Below are 23,562 nucleotides of genomic sequence, written 5' to 3'. Positions count from 1 at the left end.
TGTTGCGCGGCTCACCACCGCAGCGACGGCCTTGTTGAAATTTTAAATAGTGCTAGTCTCGTGGTCATGACGGAGAGCCTGGACGCCGAGCGGCTGGCCTGCTGGCGCGCGTACATCGAGGCGAGCCAGCGGCTGTTCACCCAGCTCGAGGACGACCTGCGCGACGACAGCCGGCTGAGCTTCGCCGACTACCACGTGCTGGTGCTGCTCTCCGAGGCGCCCGGGCAGCGGCTGCGGATGGGCGAGCTGGCCGGCCGGCTGGTGTTCTCGCCGAGCCGGCTGACGTACCAGATCTCCTCCATGCAGAAGCGCGGCCTGGTGGCCCGGGAGTCCTGCCCGGACGACCGGCGTGGCAGCGAGGCGGTGCTCACCGCCGCCGGGTTGCTGACCCTGCGGGAGGCCGCGCCGCACCACCTGCGCTCCGTGCGCACCCACCTCATGGACGACCTCGACGACGCCGAGGTCGCCTGCCTCACCCGGGTCTTCGAACGGCTCGGCCGGCGCCTGCGCGCCGACCGCGACGCGTCGTCCACCCCGGCCGACAAGTAAGGAGCCCGCGATGCCCGCGATCACCGTCGACGACGTCCTCGTCCTGCCCCGCCTGCCGGAGCTCGGCGAGTCCACCACCTTCCGCCCGGTCCGCCGGCTGACCACCGCGCCCAACGGCTACGAGGGCGAGGGCTTCCCGGTCCGCCGGGCCTTCGCCGGGGTCCCGATGACCGAGCTCGACCCGTTCATCCACCTCGACCAGATGGGCGAGGTCGACTACGCCCCGGGAGAGCCGAAGGGCACCCCGTGGCACCCGCACCGGGGCTTCGAGACGGTGACCTACATGATCGACGGGATCATGGACCACCAGGACTCGCAGGGCGGCGGCGGCAGCATCACCGACGGCGACACCCAGTGGATGACGGCCGGCCGCGGCCTGCTGCACATCGAGGCGCCGCCGGAGCACCTGGTGCTGAGCGGTGGCCTCTTCCACGGCCTCCAGCTCTGGGTCAACCTGCCCCGCGTGGCGAAGATGAACCCGCCGCGCTACCAGGACATCCGCGGCAAGGAGTCGGCGCTGCTGACCACGCCCGACGGCGGCGCGCTGATCCGGGTGATCGCGGGCGAGGTCGCCGGGCACCGGGGGCCGGGCTCCACCCACACCCCGATCACCATCGCGCACGTGACGCTCCAGCCCGGCGCCGAGCTGAGCCTGCCCTGGCGGCCGGACTTCAACGCGCTGGTCTACGTGCTGGCCGGCCGGGGCACGGTGGGCACCGACCGCCGGCCGATCCACCTCGGCCAGCTCGCCGTGCACGGGCCCGGCGACGCGCTGCGCGTCACCGCCGACGCCCGCCAGGACGCCAACACCCCGGCGCTGGAGCTCTACATCATGGGCGGCCAGCCGATCCGCGAGCCGGTGGCGCACTACGGCCCGTTCGTCATGAACACCCGGGCCGAGCTGGTCCAGGCGGTCGAGGACTACCAGGCCGGCCGGCTCGGGGTGATCCCGGCCGAGCGGATGCCGCACAGCGGCGGCGAGGGCGACCGCCCCTGACCGTTCGATCCGGCGGGCGTCCCGGTGTCCCGGGGCGCCCGCCGGCGGTCTCAGGAGACGGCGAAGATGCCGGCCACCCCGAGGATCACCATCAACAAGACCGCCACCAGCGCCCCCCGTTCACCCTCCACCGCCTGCTCGCGGTATTCGGTCACGGTGTTCGGCGTCTCGGCGGACATGTGTTGGCCTCCTCGGTTTCGCGATCCAGGGTCGGTGCACCCCCACGCGAGCGCCCCACCGACGGAAACCGTCGGCGTGCGGGGCCGTGCCGGGGGTCCTACCGTGAGGACGTTGTCGACCTCGGGGGGCTGGAACGTGACGATGCGACAGTGGTTCCTCTCCGCACAGGAACGCGCCAACCCGGGGTCTGAATTACCCGTCTGGACGAGCGGAAACCTCGCCGAGCCGTTGATTCACGGCGGCGCGTACTTCGACCGGCTGGTCAGCGAGGTGGAGCAGCTGCGGGCCGGCGACCATCTCTTCTTCACCGACTGGCGCGGTGACCCGGACGAGCGGATGCGGCCGGACGGCCCGACCGTGGTGCAGCTGTTCGCCCGGGCCGCCCAGCGCGGCGTGGTCGTCAAGGGCCTCATCTGGCGCTCCCACCTCGACGCGCTCTCCTACAGCGAGGAGGAGAACCGCAGCCTCAGCGAGGCGATCTGTGCCGCCGGCGGGGAGGTGCTGCTCGACCAGCGGGTGCGCCGCGGGGGCTCGCACCACCAGAAGCTCGTGGTGTTGCGCCGCCCCGGCGACCCGGAGCGGGACATCGCCTTCGCCGGTGGGATCGACCTCTGCCACAGCCGGCGCGACCACGCCGCGCACGGCGGGGACCCGCAGCCGGTGACCATGTCCCCGCGGTACGGCCCGCACCCGCCCTGGCACGACGTCCAGCTCGCGTTGCGCGGGCCGGTGGTCGGTGCGCTGGACACCACCTTCCGGGAGCGGTGGACCGACCCCATGCCGCTGGACTCGGAGAACCCGATGGCGTACCTGCGGGACCGGCTCCGCGGCTCGGACCTGAGCCCGGACCCGCTGCCCGACCAGCCCGCCGACCCGCCCCCCTGCGGTCCGCACCACGTGCAGGTGCTGCGCACCTACCCGGCCGTGCGCCCGCGCTACTCGTTCGCCCCCGACGGCGAGCGGACCGTGGCCCGCGGCTACACGAAGGCGGTCCGCCGGGCCCGCCGGCTGATCTACCTGGAGGACCAGTACCTCTGGTCGACCGAGGTCGCCGACCTCTTCGCCCGGGCCCTGCGCGAGCAGCCGGAGCTGCACCTGGTGGCCGTCGTCCCCCGGCACCCGGACGTGGACGGCCGGCTGGCGCTGCCACCCAACATGGTCGGCCGGGCGCAGGCCCTCGCGCTGTGCCACCGGGCCGCGCCGGACCGGGTGCACGTCTTCGACGTGGAGAACCACGAGGGCACCCCGGTGTACGTCCACGCGAAGGTGTGCGTGGTGGACGACGTCTGGGCCAGCGTGGGCAGCGACAACTTCAACCGCCGCTCGTGGACCCACGACAGCGAGCTGTCCTGCGCGGTGCTGGACGAGACCCGGGACGAGCGGGCCCCGGCCGACCCGGCGGGGCTCGGCGACGGTGCCCGGGTGTTCGCCCGCGAGCTGCGGCTGCGGTTGTGGCGTGAGCACCTGGACCGGGATCCGGACGGCGGCGAGGACCACGACCTGCTCGACCCGGCCGACGCGGTCGCGGCCATCACGGCGGCCGCCGCGGAGCTGGAGCGGTGGCACGAGTCCGGGCGGGTCGGCCCCCGCCCGCCGGGGCGGCTGCGACCGCACCGGCCGGAGCGGCTGCCCTGGCGTACGCGGCTCTGGGCGCTGCCGGCGTACCGGCTGGTCTACGACCCGGACGGCAGGCCGCTGCGCGCCCGGCGCGCCGGCACCTGGTGAGCCGCCGCGACCGGTTCGGCCGCGGGCAGCGGTTCGTCCAGCGCGTTCGGCCGCGCCGGGTATGCGAACGACACCCGGGGCGAGTAGAAGCCCCAGCAGACCTCTAGCGGGTTGGCCGGCCGGAGCGCGTAGACCGGGTGCTCCGGTGCGAGGAACTCCACCGACTCGACCTCGAACGGCGACACCGGCTCGGCCACGTACGGGTAGTCCGCCACGATCAGCTCGCCGTCGCGCGCCGTGAGGTAGCGGTGGTGGCCGTTGTACGCCTCGGTGCCGGTGTGCCCGACCCGGGCGGTGACCTGGACGAGCGGCCGCCCGTCGGCCCACGTCTCGGCGGTCAGCCGCCCGCCCCGGACGTCGAGCAGGGTCTCCCCCGGCCCGGCGGGGGCGCCCCGGGCGGACGCGTACTGCCGGACGCGCGGGCTGGAGGCGAGGTAGTGCGTCCACCAGCCGCCCGGTGTCCCACCGTCGGGCGGGTCCATGTCCGTGAGTGAGACACCGAGGAAGGTGAGCGAGTACGCGCCGAACCCCGAGGTCTGGGTTTCGTCGTCCACCACGTACTGGCAGAGGAACACCGCACGGTCCGGACGGGGGCGCAGGCCGGCCGGGACGAGCGCCGCGACGGCGTCGGGGTCTGCCGGGAGCCAGCTGAACAGCAGCGTCCGGGCGTTGACGACGAGTTGCGGAGCGGCGGGATCCAGCACGGTGCCTCCGTAGACGTGTACACCCTGGACGCTACGGGCGGTCCCGTTGGCGGGACAACGACGGAATGGCGACAGTCTGAACCGAGTGTCGGGTTTCATGTTGACCGGTCGGTCCCCTGGTTCGTCCGTACGGCCAGCCGGCCCCGCGCGGCCGTCCAAAGGGTGTATGCCCGGCTTCATGCCGTTCGGTGCCCAGACACGGCTTAAGTACATCGTACTTTCGGCTAGATTTCCTCAGGCCGATCAGGTTAAGGTGGCTTCCGAACGGCCTAACTGAAGCTAAACCGAAGCGTCACGTCTTTTTGTTTCGCGGACGAGGTGCAGGGAGGACCACCCATGACCGCGCACACGATCAGCGAGCCGGCGACGAGAACGCCGTCCACCTCCGAGAAGCTCGACCCGCGGGCGCTCACCGACAGCGCCGCCGACCTGCTCCACGCGATGGCGGCACTGCCCGCCCACCACCCGTCGCGCGCCGCGCTGCGCGACCGGGCGATCGAGGCCTGGCTGCCTCTCGCCAACCACCTCGCCCACCGCTACAGCGGCCGGGGCGAGCCCACCGACGACCTGGCGCAGACCGCCGCCGTCGGCCTCATCAAGGCGATCGACAAGTTCGACCCGTCCCGCGGCGTCGACTTCGCCGGCTACGCCATCCCGACCATCATCGGCGAGCTGAAGCGCCACTTCCGCGACCGCACCTGGGACATCCGGGTGCCGCGCCGCCTCCAGGAGCTGCGGCTGGCCATCTCCGACGCCAACAGCACGCTGCTGCAGACCCTCGGCCGCTCGCCGACCGTCGCCGACATCGCCGGCCACCTCAACCTCACCGAGGAAGAGGTCCTGGAGGGCCTGGAGGGTGCCCGCGCCTACAACGCGGTGTCGCTGTCCACCCCGACGGGCGACGGCGACCGGGCCACCGAGCTGGGCGACATGCTCGGCGGCGAGGACGGCGAGTTCGAGCTGGCCGAGCTGCGCGTCGCCCTCGGGCCCGCGCTGGCCACCCTCGACGAGCGCGAGCAGAAGATCCTCACGCTGCGCTTCTACGGCAACCTCACCCAGTCCCAGATCGCCGAGCAGATCGGCGTCTCCCAGATGCACGTGTCCCGGCTGCTGGCCCGGGCGCTCACGAAGCTGCGCGGGCAGCTCGACGGAACGTACTAGGGGGGTGGCGGCGGTGGCCGGGTCGGCGGGCCCGGCCACCGTTGACGTCCACTCCGGCCCGGTCGGCGCTGCGCCGGCCGGGCCGTTCCGCGTTCAGCGCAGCACCAGCAGGTCCAGCGCGTCGACCACCGGGGCGTCCGGCGTCCGCCGCGCCGCGGCGCGCAGCCGGCGTACCCCCCGGTCGTAGTCGGCGTCGTCGAGCAGCACCAGCGGCGTGTGCGCGGCGCGGCGCAGCCCTTCGGCCGCCGCCCGCAGCGATGGCGCGCTGACCTGCGGCACCGGCTCCAGCGCGACCGGGGCGAACCCGGCCGGCTCGAACGCCGCGCAGACCTCGGCCACCGAGGGATAACCCTCCAGCACCCGCAGCGCCTCCGGGAACCAGCGGAACAGCGTGACGCCACCGCCCCGTCCGGCGAAGACCGACCGGATCAGCACCGGCGCGCCGGGCCGCAGCACCCGGCGCAACTCGGCGGCGACCGCGGGCAGGTCGGGCAGGTGGTGCACCACCGTGGAGAGCCACGCGCCGTCCAGGCCGGCCGCCGCGAGGGGCAGCGCCTCCGCCCGACCGGCCACCATCCCCGGGTACGCCGAGCGGGCCCGCATGGCCGCCGCCGGCTCGACCGCCAGCACGTCCACCCCGTACCAGGCCCGGAAGGCGGCGGCCCACGCGCCGGTGCCCGCGCCCACGTCGAGCACCCGCTTCCCGGGCCCGGCGGGCAGGTGCCGGGCCACCGCGGCGCGCCAGCTCGCCAGGCCGTCGGCCGGCACGTGCCGGGTCGCCGCGAAGGCCTCGGCCGACCTCTCGTCGTACGCCATCATCGCCATCCCGTCACTCCACGCGAGGAAACGGTCACGGTCAATGTGAGAAGTCGAACAGGACCCGGCGCCGGCCGCCCGGCCCGGGGTGCGAGAGTGGGTCCGTGCTCTCCGACGTCGCCCTGGACCTGCCGGTCCGGCCGGTGCTGCCGGCGCTGGTCGAGGCGCTGGACGCGGCCGGCGCGGCGGTCCTCGTGGCGCCCCCGGGCACCGGCAAGACCACCCTCGCGCCGCTGGCGGTGGCCGGCGAGGTTCCCGGCCGGGTCGTGATCGCCCAGCCCCGCCGGGTGGCCGCGCGGGCCGCCGCGCACCGGATGGCCGCCCTGCTCGGGGAGCGGGTCGGCGACCGGATCGGGTACGCGGTGCGCGGCGAGCGCCGGACCGGCCCGCGGACCCGGATCGAGGTGGTCACCACCGGCCTGCTGGTCCGCCGGCTGCACCACGACCCGGAGCTGCCCGGCGTCGGCGCGGTGCTGCTCGACGAGGTCCACGAGCGGCAGCTCGACGCCGACCTGGCCCTGGCGTTCGGCGTGGAGGCCCGCGGCACGCTCCGGCCGGACCTGTGGCTGCTGGCCATGTCGGCCACCCCGCAGGCGGACCGGTTCGCCGCGCTGCTCGGCGGCGGCGCTGCCGCGCCGGTGGTCCGGGCCGACGCCGCCCTGCACCGGGTGGACCGGATCTGGGCGCCCCCGCCCCGCCCGGTCGCCGCGCCCGGCGCGGGCCGCGTCGACCCGGCGCTGCTGGACCACGTGGCGGGGACGGTGCGCCGGGCCCTGCGCGAGCGGGACGGGGACGTGCTGGTCTTCCTGCCCGGCGCCGGCGAGATCGCGGCCATGGCGGGCCGCCTGGCCGACCTGCGCGAGGCGGTCGCCGTGCTGCCCCTGCACGGCCGGCTCTCCGGCGCGGCGCAGGACGCGGCCCTCACGCCACTACCCGGGCGGCGCCGGGTGGTGCTGGCCACCGCCGTGGCGGAGAGCAGCCTGACCGTGCCGGGCGTCCGGGTCGTGGTGGACGCCGGGCTGAGCCGCGTGGCCCGCACCGACCTGGCCCGCGGGCTGGGCGCGCTGGTCACCGTGCCGGTGTCCCGGGCGGCGGCCACCCAGCGGGCCGGCCGCGCGGGGCGGGAGGCGCCGGGTGCGGTCTACCGGTGCTGGTCCGAGGCGACCCACGCCCGGCTCGCTCCGCAGCCCGAGCCGGAGATCGCCACCGCCGACCTGACCGGGTTCGCGCTGGAGCTGGCCGCCTGGGGCACCCCGGACGGCGCCGGCCTGGCGCTGCCCGATCCCCCGCCGCCGGCCGCGCTGGCCGTCGCCCGGGACACGCTGACCACGCTCGGCGCGGTCGACGCCGACGGCCGGATCACCGCCCGCGGCCGGGCCATCGCGTCCGCCGGCGCGCACCCCCGGCTGGCCCGCGCGCTGCTCGACGGCGCGGAACGAGTCAGCGCCGACCGGGCCGCCGAGATCGTGGCGCTGCTGGCCGAGGAGACGCTGGGCGGCGCCGGAGATGACCTCACGGCCCTGTGGCGCCGCCTGCGCACGGGGGCGGACCCGGCGGCGACCGCCCGCTGGCGCGCCGAGGTACGCCGCCTGCGCACCGCCCTTCCCACCCCGCCCCCTCCCCGCGCGGGACGGCTCCCGGATGACCTGGCCGCGGGGATCGTGGTGGGGCTGGCGTACCCGGAGCGGTTGGCGCGGGTGCGGCGGGCGGGCGGGTCCGCCTACCTGATGGCCGGTGGGACCGCCGCGGAGCTGGCGGCCGGGTCGGGGCTCGTGGGATCGGAATGGCTGGCCATTGCCGTGGCGGACCGCTCCCCCGGCGCGCCGACCGCGCGGATCCGGCTGGCCACCCCGGTGGACGAGGCGACCGCCCGGGAGGCCGGTGGGCCGCTGCTGCGCGACGCCCGTGAGGTCGGCTGGTCCGGCGGGGACGTGGTGGCCCGGGAGGTGGTCCGGCTCGGCGCCATCGAGCTGGTCGACCGGCCCCTGGCGGCACCCGATCCGGCGCGGCTCGCCGAGGCGGTGCTCGCGGGGCTGCGCCAGGAGGGCTTGGCCCTGCTCACCTGGACGCCGGAGGCCATGGCGCTGCGCCGGCGGCTGGCCTTCTGCCGGCGGGCGCTCGGCGACGAGTGGCCGGACGTGTCCGACGCCGCGCTGCTCACCGCGGCGCCGACGTGGCTGGGCCCGGAGCTGGCCCGCGCGCGCCGCCGGGCCGACCTGGCCCGGGTCGACGTGGCGGCGGCGCTGCGCCGGCTGCTGGACTGGCGGCAGGCGGCGCGGCTCGACGAGCTGGCGCCGGAGCGGCTTTCCGTGCCGAGTGGATCGCGGATCCGGCTGGACTACGCCGACCCGGCCGCCCCGGTGCTGGCCGTGAAGCTCCAGGAGACGTTCGGCTGGGCCGCCGCGCCGCGGATCGCCGACGGCCGGGTGCCGGTGCTGCTGCACCTGCTCTCCCCGGCCGGCCGGCCGGTGGCGGTCACCGCCGACCTGGCCTCGTTCTGGCAGACCGGTTACCCGCAGGTGCGGTCGGAGCTGCGGGGGCGGTATCCGCGGCACCCGTGGCCGGAGGACCCCACCAGCGCCGAGCCCACCCGGCGGGCCAGCCCGCGCCGGCGCTGACCCCGGCTACTCGTCGACCACGTCCGCGATGACCACGGTGACGTTGTCCGGGCCGCCGGCCCGCAACGCCAGGTCGATCAGCTTGGCCGCGCACGCCTCGCGGTCGGGATGGCCGCCGAGCACCTCGGCGAGGGTGTCGGGGCGGACCACGTTGGAGAGCCCGTCGCTGCACAGCAGCCAGCGGTCGCCGGCCCAGGGGACCATGGTGGCGTAGGTCGGGGAGACCTCGTCACCCTGCAACGCCTGGGTCACCACGGCCCGGCGGGGGTGGCTGCTCGCCTGTTCGGCGGTGATCACGCCCTGGTCGACCAGCATCTGCACGAAGGTGTCGTCCCGGGTGACCTGCTTGAGCACGCCCTCCCGGAACAGGTAGGCCCGGGAGTCGCCGACGTGGGCGAGGGCCAGGCAGCTGCCCGTGCGGGCGAACAGCAGCGCGGTGAGGGTGGTGCCCATGCCCTGGCGTTCCGGGTCCTCCTCGACGGCCTGCCGGATCCGCGCGGTGGCCAGCTCGATGCCGCCCTGGAGGGCCGCGACCAGCCCGTCCTCGGGAGTCTCCACGTCCAGCGGCGTGACCGCGTCCATCGCGATGCGGCTGGCCAGGTCACCGGCGGCCATGCCGCCCATGCCGTCGGCCACGGCGACGAGCCACCGGCCGGCGTGCTGGGCGTCCTGGTTGCCACTGCGGATCAGCCCACGGTCGCTCGCCCCGACGGAACGAAGCTTCAGGGTCATGGGACGCAGCCTGCCAGTTGGAGGGTTCGGTTGTCTCTAGGAGATCAGGACCATGCTACGTGGCGCGGTGAATCTCACTGTCGGCGCGGCGCGCGGCCATCGGACCGGATCGATTGACAGCGGCGCAGCGCGCTGGAAACATCGGACCGCATTGGGAGCGCTCCCAGCTCCCGACCCGTCCCCGCGCACGGAAGGAACCTCCGTGACCCCATCCCGACGCCGGCTCACCGCCCTCGCCGCGGCCACCACCCTCGCACTCGCCGGCGGCACCGCCGGCCCGGCCCGCGCCGAGGTGCCGCCGGACGCCCCCGAACAGCTGCGCAACGGCGACTTCAGCGCCGGCACGTCCCCCTGGTTCTCCTACGGCACCGGCGAGCTCGGGGTCAGCGACGGCCGGCTCTGCACCGCCGTCGCCGGCGGGCTCGCCAACCCCTGGGACGCCGGCATCGGGCAGGACGCCGTGCCGCTGATCGCCGGCGCCGAGTACGAGCTGTCCTTCGACATCTCCGCCACCCCCGGCGCGGCGCTGCGGGCGGTGCTCCAGCTCGGCAGCGCGCCCTACACGACGTACGCGAGCGTCGACGCGACCGCCACCGGCGCCGCACGGCACGTCACCACGACGTTCACCGCCCCGGCCGACAACGCCGGCGCGCAACTGATCTTCCAGGTCGGCGGCAGCGCGGAGGCGCAGACGTTCTGCCTGGACAACGTGTCCCTGCGCGGCGGCGAGGCCGCCCCGCCCTACGAGCCGGACACCGGGCCGCGGGTGCGGGTCAACCAGGTCGGCTACCTGCCCGGCGGGCCGAAGCACGCCACCGTGGTCACCGACGCCGCCGAGGCGCTGCCGTGGCAGCTGCGGTCGGCCGCCGGGACCGTCGTGGCCGACGGGACCACCACACCACGCGGCACCGACCCGGCGTCGGGGCAGCCGGTGCAGACCGTCGACTTCTCCGCGTACCGCACCCCGGGCACCGGCTACACCCTCGTCGTCGACGGCGAGACCAGCCACCCGTTCGACATCTCCGGCACCCTCTACGACCGGCTGCGCGCCGACTCGCTCCAGTTCTTCTACGCCCAGCGCAGCGGCACCCCGATCGACGGTGACCTGATCGGCGCCGCCTACGCCCGCCCGGCCGGCCACCTCGGTGTGGCGCCCAACCAGGGCGACACCGACGTGCCCTGCCAGCCCGGCGTCTGCGACCACTCCCTCGACGTGCGCGGCGGCTGGTACGACGCCGGTGACCACGGCAAGTACGTCGTCAACGGCGGCATCGCCACCTACCAGCTGCTCAACGCGTTCGAGCGGACCAGGACGGCGGAGACGGCGGCCGGCGGCGCGGCGCTGGGCGACAGCACCCTGCGCGTGCCGGAGCGCGGCAACCAGGTCCCCGACATCCTCGACGAGGCCCGGTGGGAGCTGGAGTTCCTGCTGCGCATGCAGGTGCCGGCCGGCCGGCCGCTGGCCGGGATGGTCCACCACAAGATCCACGACCGGAACTGGACCGGCCTGCCGCTCGCGCCGCAGGACGACCCGCAGCCCCGCGAGCTGCACCCGCCGTCCACCACCGCCACGCTCAACCTGGCCGCCGTGGCCGCCCAGTGCGCCCGCCTCTTCGCCCCGTACGACGCCGCGTTCGCAGCCCGTTGCGGCGCCGCCGCGAAGACCGCGTATGCCGCGGCCAAGGCTCACCCGGCGGTCTACGCCCCGGCGACCGACGGCACCGGCGGCGGCGCGTACGACGACACGAACGTCACCGACGAGTTCTACTGGGCGGCCGCCGAACTGTGGCTGACCACCGGCGGATCGGCGTACCTGGCCGACCTCACCGCCTCGCCGCTGCACACGGCCGACGTCTTCGCCCCGGGCGGCGCGTTCGGGTGGCAGAGCGTGGCCGCGCTGGGCCGGCTCGACCTGGCCACCGTGCCCAACGGCCTGCCGGCCGCCGAACGGACCCGGATCCGCGCCTCGGTGACCGCCGCCGCCGACCGCTACCTGGCCACGCTGCGGGACCAGGCGTACGGGCTGCCGCTGCCCGGCGCCGCCGACGCCTACGTCTGGGGCAGCAACAGCAACGTGGTCAACAACGCCATCGTGCTGGCCACGGCGTTCGACCTGAGCCGGGACGCGAAGTACCGGGACGGGGCGGTGCAGAGCGCCGACTACCTGCTCGGCCGCAACGCGCTGAACATGTCCTACGTGACCGGCTGGGGCGAGCAGCACGCGCGCAACCAGCACAGCCGGATCTTCGCCCACCAGCTGAACCCGGACCTGCCGAACCCGCCGGCCGGTTCGCTGGCCGGTGGCCCGAACGCCGCCCTCCAGGACCCGTACGCGGCCAACCTGCTCGCCGGCTGCGCCCCGATGTTCTGCTACGTCGACGACATCAACTCGTACGCGACCAACGAGGTGGCGATCAACTGGAACTCGGCACTGGCCTGGCTGGCGTCGTTCCTCGCCGACCAGGGCGACGCAGGCGCCGTGCCGGGGCCGACCTGCGCGGTCGCGTACACCACCCACGGCAGCTGGCCGGACGGCTTCACCACCCAGGTCACGGTGCGCAACACCGGCCCGTCGGCGGTGAACGGGTGGAGCCTGCGGTGGGCGTTCACCGGCGACCAGCGCGTGGCGAGCTACTGGTCGGCGAAGCTCACCCAGTCGGGCGCCACGGTCACCGCACGAAACGAGTCGTGGAACGCACGAATCGCACCCGGCGGGACAATCACCTTCGGCCTCACCGGCTCAACGTCCGGCGGCCCCAACCCCCGCCCCAACCTGATCACCCTGAACGGCCAAGCCTGCACGATCTCCTGACCCGCCGATCATGGAGTCGTGGCACCACCGGAAAGCCGCCGTACGGGCGAACCGGGCGCCACGACTCCATGATCGTCCGAGGGGGGCCGCGGGGGCCGCGGGGTTCGGTAGCGTCCGGGGATGGCGTATCTTCTCCTGCTTGGTGCGATCGCGGCTGAGGTGATCGGTACGAGCCTGCTCAAGGCGACCGACGGCTTCAGCCGGCTCTGGCCGACGCTCGCGGTGGCGGTCGCCTACCTGTCGTCGTTCGGGCTGCTCTCCCTGACCGTGAAGGACATCCCGGTCGGCGTCGCGTACGCGGTGTGGTCGGGGTTGGGGACGGCGGCGATCATGGCGATCGGGGCGGTGTTCCTCGGCGAGCCGCTGAATGTGGCGAAGGTGCTCGGGGCGGGGTTGGTGATCGCCGGGGTGGTGGTGCTCAACCTCGGCGGCGCGCACTGACTCGGCGTTCCGGTGCTGGTGATCGCGGGCGTCGGCTTGTCGAACCGCAGGGGGCACACTGAGTCCGGCGGCGCGTGTCGGATCGGGGCGGCGACGTTCGTAGCAGGGGTGAACGGCGGCCCGAGCGGGCGGCCACCCGACGACAGGAGATGATCCCGATGGCGCAGTACCTGATGTCCGTTCTGAACGACACGTCCGCCCTCGCCACCGCGGAGGAGATGGCCGCGATCGACGTCTTCAACGAACAGCTGCAGGCCGACGGCCACTGGGTCTTCGCCGGCGGTCTCACGTCGCCGGACACGGCCACCGTGGTGGACGGCCGGGACGGCGAGCCGGTGTTCACCGACGGTCCCTACGTGGAGTCGAAGGAGCACGTCGTCGGCTTCTGGATCGTCGAAGCGCCCCACCTCGACGTGGCGCTCCGGCTCGCCGCCCTCGGGTCGAAGCACTGCAACCGGAGGGTCGAGCTCCGGCCGTTCGCGGGTTGATGACCGACGTCGGCGCGGTGCTCGCCCGGGTCCACCGCGAGGAGTGGGCCCGGGTGGTCGCCACCCTGGCCCGGCGCCTCGGGGACCTCGACGTCGCCGAGGAGATGGCCGCCGAGGCGTTCGCGACCGCCGTCGAGCGCTGGCCGGTCGACGGCGTCCCGCCGAATCCCGGCGCCTGGCTCACCACGACCGCCCACCGCAGGGCCATCGACCGCCTCCGCCGGGAGGTCAAGCGCGAGGAACGGCACCGGGAGGCGTTGATGCTGGCCGACACCCCCGAGCCGCTCGGCGCCATCGACGACGACCGGCTCCGCCTCGTCTTCACCTGCTGCCACCCCGCCCTCGCCATGGAGGCGCGGATCGCGCTGACCCTGCGGCTGGTCGGCGGGCTCACCGTGCCCGAGATCGCCCGCGCGTTCCTGGTCCAGGAGTCCGCCATGGGGCGGCGGATCACCCGCGCCAAGGAGAAGATCAGGGCGGCGAGGATCCCCTACGGCGTGCCGTTGCGCGAGGATCTGCCGGCCCGGGTCACCGGGGTGCTCGCCGTTCTCTACCTGATCTTCAACGAGGGCTACCTGGCCTCCGACCCCGGGCAGGCGGCGGTCCGCAGCGATCTGACCGCCGAGGCCATCCGGCTGACCCGGCTGGTCCGAGCCCTGCTGCCGGCGGACGGTGAGGCGGCCGGGCTCCTGGCGCTGATGCTCCTCACCGAGGCGCGCCGCACCGCGCGGGTGTCGGCGAGCGGTGAGCTGGTCGCCCTCGGCGAGCAGGACCGCGGCGCGTGGGACCGTGAGCTGATCGCCGAGGGTCACGCCCTGGTCCGCGCGCGCCTCGCCACCGGCCAGGCGCCGGGGCGCTACCAGATCCTCGCCGCGATCAACGCCGTCCACACCGACGCCCCCGACGTCCGCGACACCGACTGGTCGCAGATCGTCGCGCTCTACGACCAGCTGGCCCGCCTCGACCCCTCGCCGATCGTGCGGCTCAACCGGGCCGTCGCGGTCGCCGAGCTGGACGGCCCGGAGGTCGCCCTGGCTCAGGTGGACGGTCTGCCGCTGGCCGGCTACCACGCCTACCACGCCACCCGGGCGGACCTGCTGCGCCGGCTGGGCCGCAGCGAGGAGTCGCGGGCGGCGTACGACCGGGCCATCGAGCTGGCCGGCAACACCGCCGAGACGGCGTACCTCACCCGCCGCCGCGACCAACTGGCCCGACCGTGAGTGGCCTGGTGGTCCAGCGGATCCGGGTGCGCTGGACCAGCCGGGACGCCGCCGCGGCCACCGTCCGGGGCAGAGTTCCTCAGGGGTACGCGCTGCCGCCGCTCCCGCCCGGCGGGCTCGTCGTGCACGAGGTGTTGCGGGACGAGGCCACCGGCTACCGGCCCGTCGAGGAGTCACGGGAGGGGACGTCGGCGGTGCATGAGGCGGGACTGTGGATCGAGTGGCGCGACGGCCTGGCGGTGGTCGACCGGCTGCCAGTGCTCGGCCCGCTGCACCTGTACGGCGGCGCGCGCCCCGGTCCCCGCTGAGGCGGGGTCAGTCGACCGGTCGGCGCATGGCGACGCGGTCGGCCGGGTCCAGCCCGAGCGCGGCCTCGGTGGCCAGCAGCCCGGCCAGCCCCGGGGTCACCTCGACCCCGGTCAGCTCGCGGAACCCGCAGCGGGCGTAGTACGGCCCATTCCACGGCACGCTGCGGAACGTGGTCAGGGTCAGCGCCGGCAGTCCCGCCCCGGCGGCCCACCCCGCCGCCTCGTCGAGCAGACCCCGCCCGATCCCCCGCCGGGCGTACGCCGGGTCGACGCTGAGCTGCTGGACGTGTGCGCAGCCGTCGACCAGGTCGAGCACCGCGAAGGCGACCGGCCGGTCGGCGCCGTCGACCGCCACCCGGACGCGCCCGTCGCGCTGGGCGGCGGCCAGCACGTCCAGCGGCAGTGGTGGCATGTCGGCGACGTCGGTCATGCCGATCTCCCGGAACGGGGCGCCGGAGGCCACCTCGATCCGCTGCACCTCGGTCAACTCGTCGGCCCGGGCGGTCCTGCTGCGCGTCACGGCCCCGACCCTGGCCTAGCCGGCCCACCTGAGCGAGCGGATTACCGCCCGCCGGTGTGACGGGGGTCGCCCGGTTCGGGACGGCCGGCCGGGCGACGCCCTGCCTAGGGTCGAGGCCATGATCGTCGACGTGGATCTCGGCGCGGTGCGGGCCGCCGTCGCCCGGCAGGCCGCCCGGGTGACCGAGGGCATCGAGGACATGCAGCGTTACCTGGCCGCGCAGGTGGCCGACGAGTCACACCGCGAGGTGACCGGACCGCTGCTGCCCGGCACCGGGGCGAGCGGCGTGATCCGGCACCGGGGCGAGGTGCTCGCCACCTGGGGCGACCCGGCGACGCCGGAGATGCTGTTCAGCGGCACCAAGGCGGTCGTCGCCACCGTCGCCGGTGTCGCCTTCGACCGGGGCCTGCTCGACCCGGACACGCCGGTGCGGGACACCGTCGACCACCCGTTCCTCGCCGGCCTCGGGGTCGACGGGATCACCTGGGCGCACCTGCTCCAGCAGACCAGCGGCTGGACCGGCGAGCTGTGGGGCAAGCCGACCGCGGTGGACGCGCAGAGCCGCCGGGAGGGCTTCGAGCGGGAGGGCGCGCCGGGCACCGGCTGGGCGTACAACGACGTGCGGGTCAACCTGCTCTGCCTGGCGCTGACCCTGCTGTTCCGCCGCCCGCTCGGCGAGGTGCTGCGCGAGGCCGTGCTCGACCCGCTCGGCGCCTCCTCGTCCTGGTCCTGGCACGGGTACGCGGGCGCGGCCGTCGACATCGACGGCGTCCGGGTGCCGGTGGTGAGCGGCGGGGCGCACTGGGGCGGCGGGCTCTGGATCTCCGCCGCCGACCTGGCCCTGCTCGGCGAGGTCCACCGGACGGGCGGCACGTGGCAGGGCCGCCGCCTGCTCAGCGCCGAGTGGATCCGGCGGGCCTGGTCGCCGTGCCCGCTGAACCCCGACTACGGCTACCTCTGGTGGCGCAACGACTCCGGGAGGGTGCAGCCCGGCGCGCCACCGACGGGGCGCTGCGCCCGCGGGAACGGCGGCCGGCACCTGCTCTGGGTGGACCCCGACCGGGAGCTGGTGGTCGCCTCGCACTGGGGCGACCGGGTCGCCGAGCTGCTCACCGAGGTGTCCCGGGCCGTGCCGCCCGTGACGCAATGAGCCGCTGGTCCCGCGTCTCGCCGATCCCGCCGCCCGGGCGGCTCCGTACGCTCTCCCTGGCCACGTTGGCCAACACCGTCGGCTCGGGACTCTGGCTCACCGGCGGCGCGCTCTACCTGACCCGGGACGTCGGGCTCTCCCCCGCCGCGGTCGGTGCCGGCCTCACCCTCGCCGGCCTGGTCGGGCTGACCGCCAGCGTGCCGCTGGGCGCGCTGGCCGACCGGCGGGATCCCCGTACGCTCCGCGCGCTCGTCCAGTTGGGTCAGGGCTTCGCCGCCGCGGCGTACCTGCTGGTCGACTCCTTCCCGGTGTTCCTCACGGTGGCGATCCTCGAGATGCTGCTCGCCTCCGGCAACCTGGCGGTCCGCGCGGCCCTGGTCGCCGCGGTCGCCGGACCGCAGGGCCGCGTCCACGCGTTCGCCACCCTGCGTGCGGTCGCGAACCTGGGCATCGCCGTGGGGGCCGGGCTGGCCGGGTTGGCGCTGGCGGCGGACAGCCACCTGGCGTACCAGGTGCTGGTGGCCGGCAACGCGCTCACCTACCTGCTGTCGGCGGCCCTGCTGCTCCGGCTGCCGGCCTACCCGCCGGCGGGCGGGGGAAAGGTTTCCGGCGGTCCGCGCCGGCCGGGTGCCGCGTTGCGGGACGTCCGTTTCCTCGCTGTCAGCGGCGCGTCGGCCGTGCTGGCGCTGCACTGGACGGTGCTCGCGCTCGTGGTGCCGCTGTGGACGGTGACCCGGGCGGGCGCGCCACCGCCGGTGGTGTCGGCGGTGCTGCTGACGAACACCGTGCTCACCGTGCTGCTCGCGGTACGCCTCGCCCGCGGCGCCGACGACGCCACGCGCGCCGCCCGGTCGATGCGCCGCGCCGGGCTGGTGCTGGCCACGGCGATGCTGCTGTACGCATCCACGGCCGGCCTGCCGCCCGCGGCGTCGGTCGCCGTTCTGCTGGCCGCGACCGTGGTCTACACGTTCGGCGACCTCTGGCACGGCACCGCCGGGGCGGGTCTCGCGTACGACCTGGCCCCGCCGGACGCGATCGGCGCGTACCAGGGGGTGGACGGCATGCTGGCGGGCCTGGCCCGGGCGCTCGGTCCGGCTCTGCTCACGCTGCTGGTGCTCGGCGGCGGCGTGCCGGGCTGGCTCGCGGTCGGGGCGGTCTTCTCCGGCGTCGGCCTGGCCACCCCCGCGCTGACCCGGTGGGCGCTGGCGAACCGGCGGCCGGCCCGGCCGGTGACCGGCGATCGTCCCGCCGCGCCGGTGTAGGAGCATGACCGGCATGACGGATCAGCAGACCATCGCCATCCGCCCCGGCGGCCCGGACGACGCCACCGCCGTGCTGCGGCTGCTCGACAGCGCCACCGCCTGGCTGGTGGCGCGCGGCCGGACCGGCCAGTGGGGCACCGAGCCCGCGTCGGCCGACCCGCGCCGCATCGCCCAGGCCGACGCGTGGGCGACCGGCGGCGGGCTGTGGCTGGCGATGGTCGGCGACACCGCGGTGGGCGCCCTCGTGGTGGGGTCGGCCACCGCGTACGTGCCGCCGGCCACCGAGCCCGAGCTGTTCGTCAACCTGCTGGTGACCGACCGGGCGTACGCGGGTCACGGGATCGGGGCGCGCCTGCTCGCGTACGCCGCGGAGCTGGCCCGGGAGCGCGGCCTGGGGCTGCTGCGGGTGGACTGCTACGGCGGGGACGACCGGGCGCTGGTCCGGTTCTACGAGGGCTGCGGCTTCACCGCGACGGACCGGTTCACGGTCGAGCGGCCGGGCCGCGAGCCGTGGCCGGGGCAGGTGCTGGAACGCCGCCTCGGCTGAGCGGTCAGCCGATCTCCTCGTCGACGAAGCACCACCGCCAGGCCTCGCCGGGCTGGACCGAGCGCATCACGGGGTGCCCGGTGGCCTCGAAGTGCTTCGTCGCGTGCTGGTAGGGCGAGGAGTCGCAGCAGCCCACGTGCCCGCAGGTGAGGCACCCCCGCAGGTGCACCCAGTCGTCGTTGCCGATGGCCACGCAGTCCGGGCACTCGGTCGTGGTCGCGAACTCGGCGTCGCCCGCCTCGGTCAGGTGTGCACAGCTCACTCGTCGGCCTCCTGTCGCAGCAACGACTCCTCCAGGTCCAGGTCGCGGTAGGCGCGGACCAGCACCTCCTCCGGGATCTTCCCGGAGTCGCGCGCGGCCCGGAACACCTCCCGCTCCGCGTCGATCATCTCCTGCCGCAACCGACCGTACGCCCGGGAGGGGGTCTCCCGCTCCTCGCCCCCGAGCCGTTCCCACGCCAGGTTGGTGCGGCTCTGCACCAGCCCGCGCAGCCGTTCCACGACGGCGTCCGGGGCCCCGCCGGCGAGTTCCTCCAGCCGGTCCCGGGCGGCCCGGCTGGCCTGCTGCTGCACGGCGGCGGCGGAGAGCGCGTCCTGCACCGGGTCGTCCGGCGGCAGTTTCGCCGCGCGGGCCACGGCCGGCAGGGTGGCGCCCTGCGCGACCAGGGTCACCACGATGACGGCGAACGCCAGCCAGATGAACAGCTGCCGCGGGTAGGCCCGGTCGTCGGCCAGGGTGAGCGGCAGCGCGAGCGCGGCGGCGAGGGTGACCACGCCGCGCATCCCGGCCCAGCCGATGACGAGGGGGACCTGCACCGGCGTCGACGTCTCCCGGCGGCGTGCCCGGGGCACCAGCCGGCCCAGGTAGGTGGCCGGAAGGAGCCAGACGAACCGGGCCAGCACGACGGCGGCCAGCACCGCGGCGGTGACCCCGACGAGCCGGCCGGCCGGCTCGTCCAGGTCGCGGAGCACCTCGGGCAGTTGCAGGCCGACCAGCAGGAACACCAGCCCCTCCAGCAGGAACTGGATGAGCCGCCAGAACGCGCCCACCTGGAGCCGGGAGGCGGCCGACATGAGCAGCGGTTGCTTGTGCCCGATGCCGAGCCCGGTCACCACCACGGCGACCACGCCGGAGGCGTGGATCTCCTCGGCGGCGAAGACCACCGCGAACGGCACGATCAGCGACAGCGCGTTGTCCAGCACGGGATCGGTGATCCGCTTGTGCAGGGCGCCGAAGACCACCACGCCGAGCAGCCCGACGAGGACGCCGCCGCCGGCCGACACGAGCACCTCGCGGGCGACCGCGCCGACCCCGACGTGACCGCCGGCCGCGGTGGCCGCGGCGACCGCCACCCGCAGCAGCACCAGCGCCGTGGCGTCATTGACGAGGCTCTCGCCCTCCAGGATCGTCACGACCCGGCGGGGCAGGCCCACCCGCCGGGCCACCGCGGTGGCGGCGATCGCGTCCGGCGGCGCCACGACCGCGCCGAGGGCCAGGCAGATCGAGTACGGCACGCCGGGCAGGATCAGGTGGACGACGGTGCCGACCACGAACGCGGTGAAGAGCACCAGCCCGACGGCGAGCAGCAGGATCGGCCGGAGGTTCAGCCGGAACGCCGGGACCGACGTCTTCAGTGCGGCCACGTAGAGCAGCGGCGGCAGGATGCCCACCAGCACCAGTTCCGGGTCGAGGCGCACCTCCGGGAAGCCGGGCACGAAGGACAGGCCGAGGCCGAGCACGACCAGCAGGATCGGCGCCAGCAGGCCGAGCCGGCGGGCCAGCGCCGCGCCGAAGGTCGCGATCGCGAGAAAGACCACGACCTCGATCAGAGCTTCCATGGGGTACGAGCCTAGGCGGCCCGGGGCCGCGGCGTGATCACGAGGCGGTACGCAGCTTCGGCAGCACCTCGGTGCCGAACGTGTCGATGAACGCGCGCTGCTCCTGCCCGACGTGGTGCAGGGCGATCTGGTCGAAGCCCAGCGCCACGTACTCCTCCAGCCAGCCGACGTGGCGGCCGAGGTCGGCGGAGACGTTGACCACCGAGGTGACCTTCTCCAGCGGCACGTCCTCGCTGACCGCGTCGAAGTGGTCGGCCAGTTCCAGGTCCCAGCAGACCGGCGGGGCGAAGACGTTGCTGCGCCACTGGTCGTACGCGACGGCCTCGGCCTCGGCCTGGTCGGGCGCCCAGCTCACGTGCACCTGGAGGTGCAGCGGCCCGCGCCCGCCGGCGTCCCGGTAGGCGTCGATCATCCGCCGCAGGTGCGCCACCGGCGCGTTGACCGTGATGAGGCCGTCGGCCCACTCGGCGCACCACCGGGCGGTCTCGACGCTGACGGCCGCGCCGATCAGGGCGGGCGGCTGCTCGGGCCGGGTCCACAGCTTCGCCCGGTCGACGGTGACCAGGCCGTCGTGGCTGACCTCCTCGCCGGCGAGCAGCGCCCGGATCACGTCCACGCACTCCCGCAGCCGGGCGGCGCGGACGTCCTTGCGCGGCCAGCCGCCGCCGGTGATGTGCTCGTTGCTCGCCTCGCCGGTGCCGAGGGCGGCCCAGAACCGGCCCGGGTACATGGCGGCGAGGGTGCCGATGGCCTGCGCGATGATGGCCGGGTGGTAGCGCTGGCCGGGCGCGTTGACCACGCCGAACGGCAGGTTGGTGGCCTGGAGGGCGGCGCCGAGCCAGGACCAGGCGAAGCCGGAGTGGCCCTGCCGGGCGCTCCACGGCGAGAAGTGGTCCGACGACATGGCGGCGTCGAAGCCGGCCCGTTCGGCGTGGGTCACCGCCGCCAGCAGCTTGGCCGGGTGGATCTGCTCGTGGGACGCGTGGAAGCCGAACACCGTCATGGGCGGATGTCCTACCCATGACGGCGTCCGGCCAATCGCGACTACTCGGAGTGCGACCCGGCGCCGGCGCCGGCCTCCCCCTTACCGACCCAGACGGTCTTGGTGTTGCAGAACTCGCGCATGCCCACGGCGGACAGCTCGCGCCCGTACCCGGAGTTCTTCACGCCGCCGAACGGCAGCTCCGGATAGGACGTGGTCATGCCGTTGATGAAGACGTTGCCGGCGTCCAGGTCGACGGCGAAGCGCTCCTGCTCGGCGGGGTCGCTGGTCCAGGCGTTGGAGCCGAGGCCGAAGTTGGTGCCGTTGGCGACCTCGATGGCCTCCTCGTAGGAGCCGACCCGGTAGAGGCCGGCCACGGGGCCGAACACCTCCTCGGACCACATCCGCATGCCGGGCCGCAGGTCGGTGACCACGGTCGGCGGGTAGTACCAGCCCTCTCCGGAGGGCTTCTCGCCGCCGCACAGCACGGTGGCGCCGTTGTCGACCGCGTCCTGCACCTGGGCGTGGATCTCGTCCCGGCCGCCCTCGCTGGCCAGCGGGCCGACGTCGGTGTTCCCGTCCATCGGGTCGCCGACGCGCAGCGCCGACATCCGGGCGGCGAACTTCTCGGCGAAGGCGTCGAAGACGTCGGTGTGGACGATGAACCGCTTGGCGGCGATGCAGGACTGGCCGTTGTTCTGGCAGCGGGCGGTGGTGGCCACCTCGGCGGCCTTGTCCAGGTCGGCCGAGGGCATCACCACGAACGGGTCGCTGCCGCCCAATTCCAGCACTGTCTTCTTGAGTTCCCGCCCGGCGATCTGGGCGATCGAGCGGCCGGCCCGCTCGCTGCCGGTGAGCGTGGCGGCGCGGACCCGGGGGTCGCTGAGGATCCGGTCCACCGCGTCGGAGCCGACCAGCAGGGTGGTGAACGCGCCCTCGGGGAAGCCGGCGCGGCGGAACAGCTCCTCCAGGTAGAGGGCCGTCTGCGGGACGTTGGAGGCGTGCTTGAGCAGCCCGGTGTTGCCGGCCATGAGGGCCGGCGCGGCGAACCGCATCACCTGCCAGAGCGGGAAGTTCCACGGCATCACGGCGAGCACCGGGCCGATCGGCTGGTGGCGGACGTACGCCCGCTTGGCCTTGACCGCGGCGGCGTCGGCGGGCTCGTCGGCGAGCATCCGCGGGGCGTTGTCGGCGTAGAAGCGGCAGGCGATGGCGCACTTGGTGACCTCCGCCTTGGCCGCGGCGTACGTCTTGCCCATCTCGGTGGTCATGAGCCGCGCGGTCTCGTCCCGCTCGGCCTCCAGCAGGTCGGCCGCGGCGATCATCCACCGGCCCCGCTCGGCGATCGTGGTCCCGTGCAACTGCCGGAAGGCCAGGTCGGCGCGCTCGATGGCCGCGTCGATCTGCTCGTCCGACATCGGGTCGTACGTCTTGAGCACCTGTCCGGTGGCGGGATTGGTGGTGGCGATGGGCATGTCGTACTCCTGTCACTCGAACAGCGAGTGCCGCGCGCCCGGCTCCTCCCGGTGGCGCGCGGCGCGGCGGCGCTGGATGACGACCAGGTCGACCACGGCCACCGCGGCGAGGATCGCGCAGACAACGCCCAGCCAGGTCACGCCGGCGGCGAACGCGAGCACCGCGAAGACGGTCATGGTGACCAGGCCGAAGAGGGCGAGCACAAGCCGCAGGTTCAGCGCGCTGTACGCGGCGTTGACCCGGCGGCGGGGCTGTGATCGCGTCATTCCCCCGGGCTACCCCCGCACGGCGCGGGCTAACCGGCTCTCCCCGCGCGGCCGGTGATCCCGGACACCAGGCGGGTACTCGGCGGATGCGCCCGAGCGGACGGTGCGTTACACCGGTCTGCGGCGACCGGCGGAGATCCCGACGGCGGCGGAAAGGACGGACATGACCACGACGCACGCGGTGCCGGTGACCGTCGCCGTCTCGCGGCGCGCCGACCCGGCGCGCACCGACGAGATGGTGGCGTGGATCCGGGCCGGTACGGCGTTGGCCGAGAGCTTCCCGGGCTTCCTGGGTGCCGGCTTCGTCCGCAGCGCGCCGGGGTCGCCCGAGTGGCACGTCATGTACCGCTTCGCGAACCAGGACACGCTGCGCGGCTGGGAGGACTCCCCGCAGCGGCACTGGTGGCTCACCTCGGCGCAGGGCATCGTCGAGCACACCCGCGTCGAGCGCCGCACCGGCATCGAGGGCTGGTTCGATCCGCCGGTGGACCACGTGGTCGAGACGTTCGCGGCCGGCGACGCCGAGCCGGCCACGCCGGCGGCCCCGCCGCGGTGGAAGCAGGCGGTCACCATCTGGCTGGCGTTCTTCCCGCTCAGCCTCACCGCCACCCTGCTCACCGCGCGGTTCCTCGCCGACGTGCCGCTGGCGGCGCGGACGCTGCTCATGACGCTCTGCCTGACGCCGCTCATGACGTACCTGGTGCTGCCCCGGATCACCCGGGCGCTGCAGTGGTGGCTGCACGGCCAGCCGGCGCCCTGGCGACGCTGA

Annotated in this window: 24 protein-coding genes; 14 read left to right on the top strand and 10 right to left on the bottom strand. The window is 74.8% G+C overall.

What is annotated here, in order from left to right; genetic code table 11:
• Positions 1-66: 66 nt before the first annotated feature.
• Together GCE86_RS04385 and GCE86_RS04380 are read left to right on the top strand one after the other, a co-directional pair.
• Positions 67-549, top strand: coding sequence for a MarR family winged helix-turn-helix transcriptional regulator (locus tag GCE86_RS04385; protein ID WP_154225726.1), 483 nt, complete (start codon positions 67-69; stop codon positions 547-549).
• 10 nt (positions 550-559) lie between these two features.
• Positions 560-1,546, top strand: a complete 987-nt coding sequence (locus GCE86_RS04380; protein ID WP_154225725.1) for a pirin family protein — start codon at positions 560-562, stop codon at positions 1,544-1,546.
• A 50-nt stretch (positions 1,547-1,596) separates the two neighbouring features.
• Here GCE86_RS04380 and GCE86_RS32295 read toward each other — a convergent pair whose 3' ends face one another.
• On the bottom strand, positions 1,597-1,725 hold the full coding sequence (locus GCE86_RS32295) for a hypothetical protein (RefSeq protein WP_275587250.1): 129 nt from the start codon (positions 1,723-1,725) through the stop codon (positions 1,597-1,599).
• A gap of 136 nt (positions 1,726-1,861) precedes the next feature.
• Between GCE86_RS32295 and GCE86_RS04375 the strand changes: the two genes are divergently transcribed.
• Complete coding sequence (locus GCE86_RS04375; protein ID WP_154230329.1) at positions 1,862-3,451, top strand: phospholipase D family protein; 1,590 nt, start codon at positions 1,862-1,864, stop codon at positions 3,449-3,451.
• On the opposite strand, the gene GCE86_RS04370 is transcribed toward GCE86_RS04375, so the two are convergent.
• Positions 3,400-4,155, bottom strand: a complete 756-nt coding sequence (locus GCE86_RS04370) for an acetoacetate decarboxylase family protein (RefSeq protein ID WP_154225724.1) — start codon at positions 4,153-4,155, stop codon at positions 3,400-3,402. The two genes, GCE86_RS04375 and GCE86_RS04370, sit on opposite strands and share 52 nt — an antisense overlap.
• Before the next feature lie 336 nt (positions 4,156-4,491).
• On the opposite strand from GCE86_RS04370, the gene GCE86_RS04365 reads away from it, so the two are divergent.
• On the top strand, positions 4,492-5,316 hold the full coding sequence (locus tag GCE86_RS04365; RefSeq protein ID WP_154225723.1) for a SigB/SigF/SigG family RNA polymerase sigma factor: 825 nt from the start codon (positions 4,492-4,494) through the stop codon (positions 5,314-5,316).
• 93 nt (positions 5,317-5,409) lie between these two features.
• Here the strand turns inward: GCE86_RS04365 and GCE86_RS04360 are convergent, their stop codons facing one another.
• Complete coding sequence (locus tag GCE86_RS04360) at positions 5,410-6,141, bottom strand: class I SAM-dependent methyltransferase (protein ID WP_154225722.1); 732 nt, start codon at positions 6,139-6,141, stop codon at positions 5,410-5,412.
• Positions 6,142-6,236: 95 nt separating this feature from the next.
• On the opposite strand from GCE86_RS04360, the gene hrpB reads away from it, so the two are divergent.
• Positions 6,237-8,750 (top strand): ATP-dependent helicase HrpB, encoded by a 2,514-nt coding sequence (gene hrpB / locus GCE86_RS04355; protein ID WP_154225721.1) that lies wholly within the window; start codon positions 6,237-6,239, stop codon positions 8,748-8,750.
• A gap of 6 nt (positions 8,751-8,756) precedes the next feature.
• On the opposite strand, the gene GCE86_RS04350 is transcribed toward hrpB, so the two are convergent.
• On the bottom strand, positions 8,757-9,482 hold the full coding sequence (locus GCE86_RS04350) for a PP2C family protein-serine/threonine phosphatase (protein ID WP_154225720.1): 726 nt from the start codon (positions 9,480-9,482) through the stop codon (positions 8,757-8,759).
• 202 nt (positions 9,483-9,684) lie between these two features.
• On the opposite strand from GCE86_RS04350, the gene GCE86_RS04345 reads away from it, so the two are divergent.
• The 5 genes from GCE86_RS04345 (at position 9,685) to GCE86_RS04325 (ending at position 14,751) form a co-directional block, all read left to right on the top strand.
• Positions 9,685-12,294 (top strand): glycoside hydrolase family 9 protein, encoded by a 2,610-nt coding sequence (locus tag GCE86_RS04345; RefSeq protein ID WP_154225719.1) that lies wholly within the window; start codon positions 9,685-9,687, stop codon positions 12,292-12,294.
• Between the two features lie 120 nt (positions 12,295-12,414).
• Positions 12,415-12,735 (top strand): DMT family transporter, encoded by a 321-nt coding sequence (locus tag GCE86_RS04340; protein WP_154225718.1) that lies wholly within the window; start codon positions 12,415-12,417, stop codon positions 12,733-12,735.
• Positions 12,736-12,893: 158 nt separating this feature from the next.
• Positions 12,894-13,223 carry a YciI family protein gene (locus tag GCE86_RS04335; RefSeq protein ID WP_154225717.1) on the top strand — a complete coding sequence of 110 codons (330 nt, stop codon included), beginning with the start codon at positions 12,894-12,896 and terminating at the stop codon, positions 13,221-13,223.
• Complete coding sequence (locus GCE86_RS04330) at positions 13,223-14,443, top strand: RNA polymerase sigma factor (RefSeq protein WP_154225716.1); 1,221 nt, start codon at positions 13,223-13,225, stop codon at positions 14,441-14,443. The genes GCE86_RS04335 and GCE86_RS04330 overlap by 1 nt, the downstream gene beginning before the upstream one ends.
• On the top strand, positions 14,440-14,751 hold the full coding sequence (locus tag GCE86_RS04325) for a hypothetical protein (RefSeq protein ID WP_154225715.1): 312 nt from the start codon (positions 14,440-14,442) through the stop codon (positions 14,749-14,751). Before GCE86_RS04330 ends, GCE86_RS04325 begins: the two co-directional genes overlap by 4 nt.
• Positions 14,752-14,758: 7 nt before the next feature.
• Here GCE86_RS04325 and GCE86_RS04320 read toward each other — a convergent pair whose 3' ends face one another.
• Positions 14,759-15,271, bottom strand: coding sequence for a GNAT family N-acetyltransferase (locus GCE86_RS04320; RefSeq protein ID WP_244317177.1), 513 nt, complete (start codon positions 15,269-15,271; stop codon positions 14,759-14,761).
• Positions 15,272-15,389: 118 nt separating this feature from the next.
• On the opposite strand from GCE86_RS04320, the gene GCE86_RS04315 reads away from it, so the two are divergent.
• From GCE86_RS04315 to GCE86_RS04305, 3 genes are read left to right on the top strand one after another with little or no spacing between them, the layout of a single operon-like run.
• Positions 15,390-16,421, top strand: a complete 1,032-nt coding sequence (locus GCE86_RS04315) for a serine hydrolase domain-containing protein (protein WP_204343056.1) — start codon at positions 15,390-15,392, stop codon at positions 16,419-16,421.
• On the top strand, positions 16,418-17,683 hold the full coding sequence (locus tag GCE86_RS04310) for an MFS transporter (protein WP_154225714.1): 1,266 nt from the start codon (positions 16,418-16,420) through the stop codon (positions 17,681-17,683). The genes GCE86_RS04315 and GCE86_RS04310 overlap by 4 nt, the downstream gene beginning before the upstream one ends.
• 13 nt (positions 17,684-17,696) lie before the next feature.
• Complete coding sequence (locus GCE86_RS04305) at positions 17,697-18,230, top strand: GNAT family N-acetyltransferase (RefSeq protein ID WP_154225713.1); 534 nt, start codon at positions 17,697-17,699, stop codon at positions 18,228-18,230.
• A gap of 4 nt (positions 18,231-18,234) precedes the next feature.
• Here GCE86_RS04305 and GCE86_RS04300 read toward each other — a convergent pair whose 3' ends face one another.
• The 5 genes from GCE86_RS04300 to GCE86_RS04280 are packed head-to-tail and all read right to left on the bottom strand — an operon-like array spanning position 18,235 to position 22,793.
• Entirely contained in the window at positions 18,235-18,492 is a 258-nt protein-coding gene (locus GCE86_RS04300; RefSeq protein ID WP_154225712.1) for a UBP-type zinc finger domain-containing protein, read from the bottom strand.
• Positions 18,489-20,069: a Na+/H+ antiporter gene (locus GCE86_RS04295; RefSeq protein WP_154225711.1), complete on the bottom strand. Its 1,581-nt coding sequence runs from the start codon at positions 20,067-20,069 to the stop codon at positions 18,489-18,491. The genes GCE86_RS04300 and GCE86_RS04295 overlap by 4 nt, the downstream gene beginning before the upstream one ends.
• Positions 20,070-20,106: 37 nt before the next feature.
• Positions 20,107-21,072: a TIGR03885 family FMN-dependent LLM class oxidoreductase gene (locus tag GCE86_RS04290; RefSeq protein WP_154225710.1), complete on the bottom strand. Its 966-nt coding sequence runs from the start codon at positions 21,070-21,072 to the stop codon at positions 20,107-20,109.
• Positions 21,073-21,113: 41 nt separating this feature from the next.
• Positions 21,114-22,526 carry an NADP-dependent succinic semialdehyde dehydrogenase gene (locus GCE86_RS04285; RefSeq protein WP_154225709.1) on the bottom strand — a complete coding sequence of 471 codons (1,413 nt, stop codon included), beginning with the start codon at positions 22,524-22,526 and terminating at the stop codon, positions 21,114-21,116.
• 12 nt (positions 22,527-22,538) lie between these two features.
• Positions 22,539-22,793 carry a DUF6343 family protein gene (locus GCE86_RS04280; protein ID WP_154225708.1) on the bottom strand — a complete coding sequence of 85 codons (255 nt, stop codon included), beginning with the start codon at positions 22,791-22,793 and terminating at the stop codon, positions 22,539-22,541.
• A 163-nt stretch (positions 22,794-22,956) separates the two neighbouring features.
• Between GCE86_RS04280 and GCE86_RS04275 the strand changes: the two genes are divergently transcribed.
• Positions 22,957-23,562: an antibiotic biosynthesis monooxygenase gene (locus tag GCE86_RS04275; protein WP_154225707.1), complete on the top strand. Its 606-nt coding sequence runs from the start codon at positions 22,957-22,959 to the stop codon at positions 23,560-23,562.

It is taken from the genome of Micromonospora terminaliae (genome assembly GCF_009671205.1).
Taxonomy (GTDB): Bacteria; Actinomycetota; Actinomycetes; order Mycobacteriales; family Micromonosporaceae; genus Micromonospora; species Micromonospora terminaliae.
This window is presented reverse-complemented; position numbering and strand designations above follow the sequence as displayed.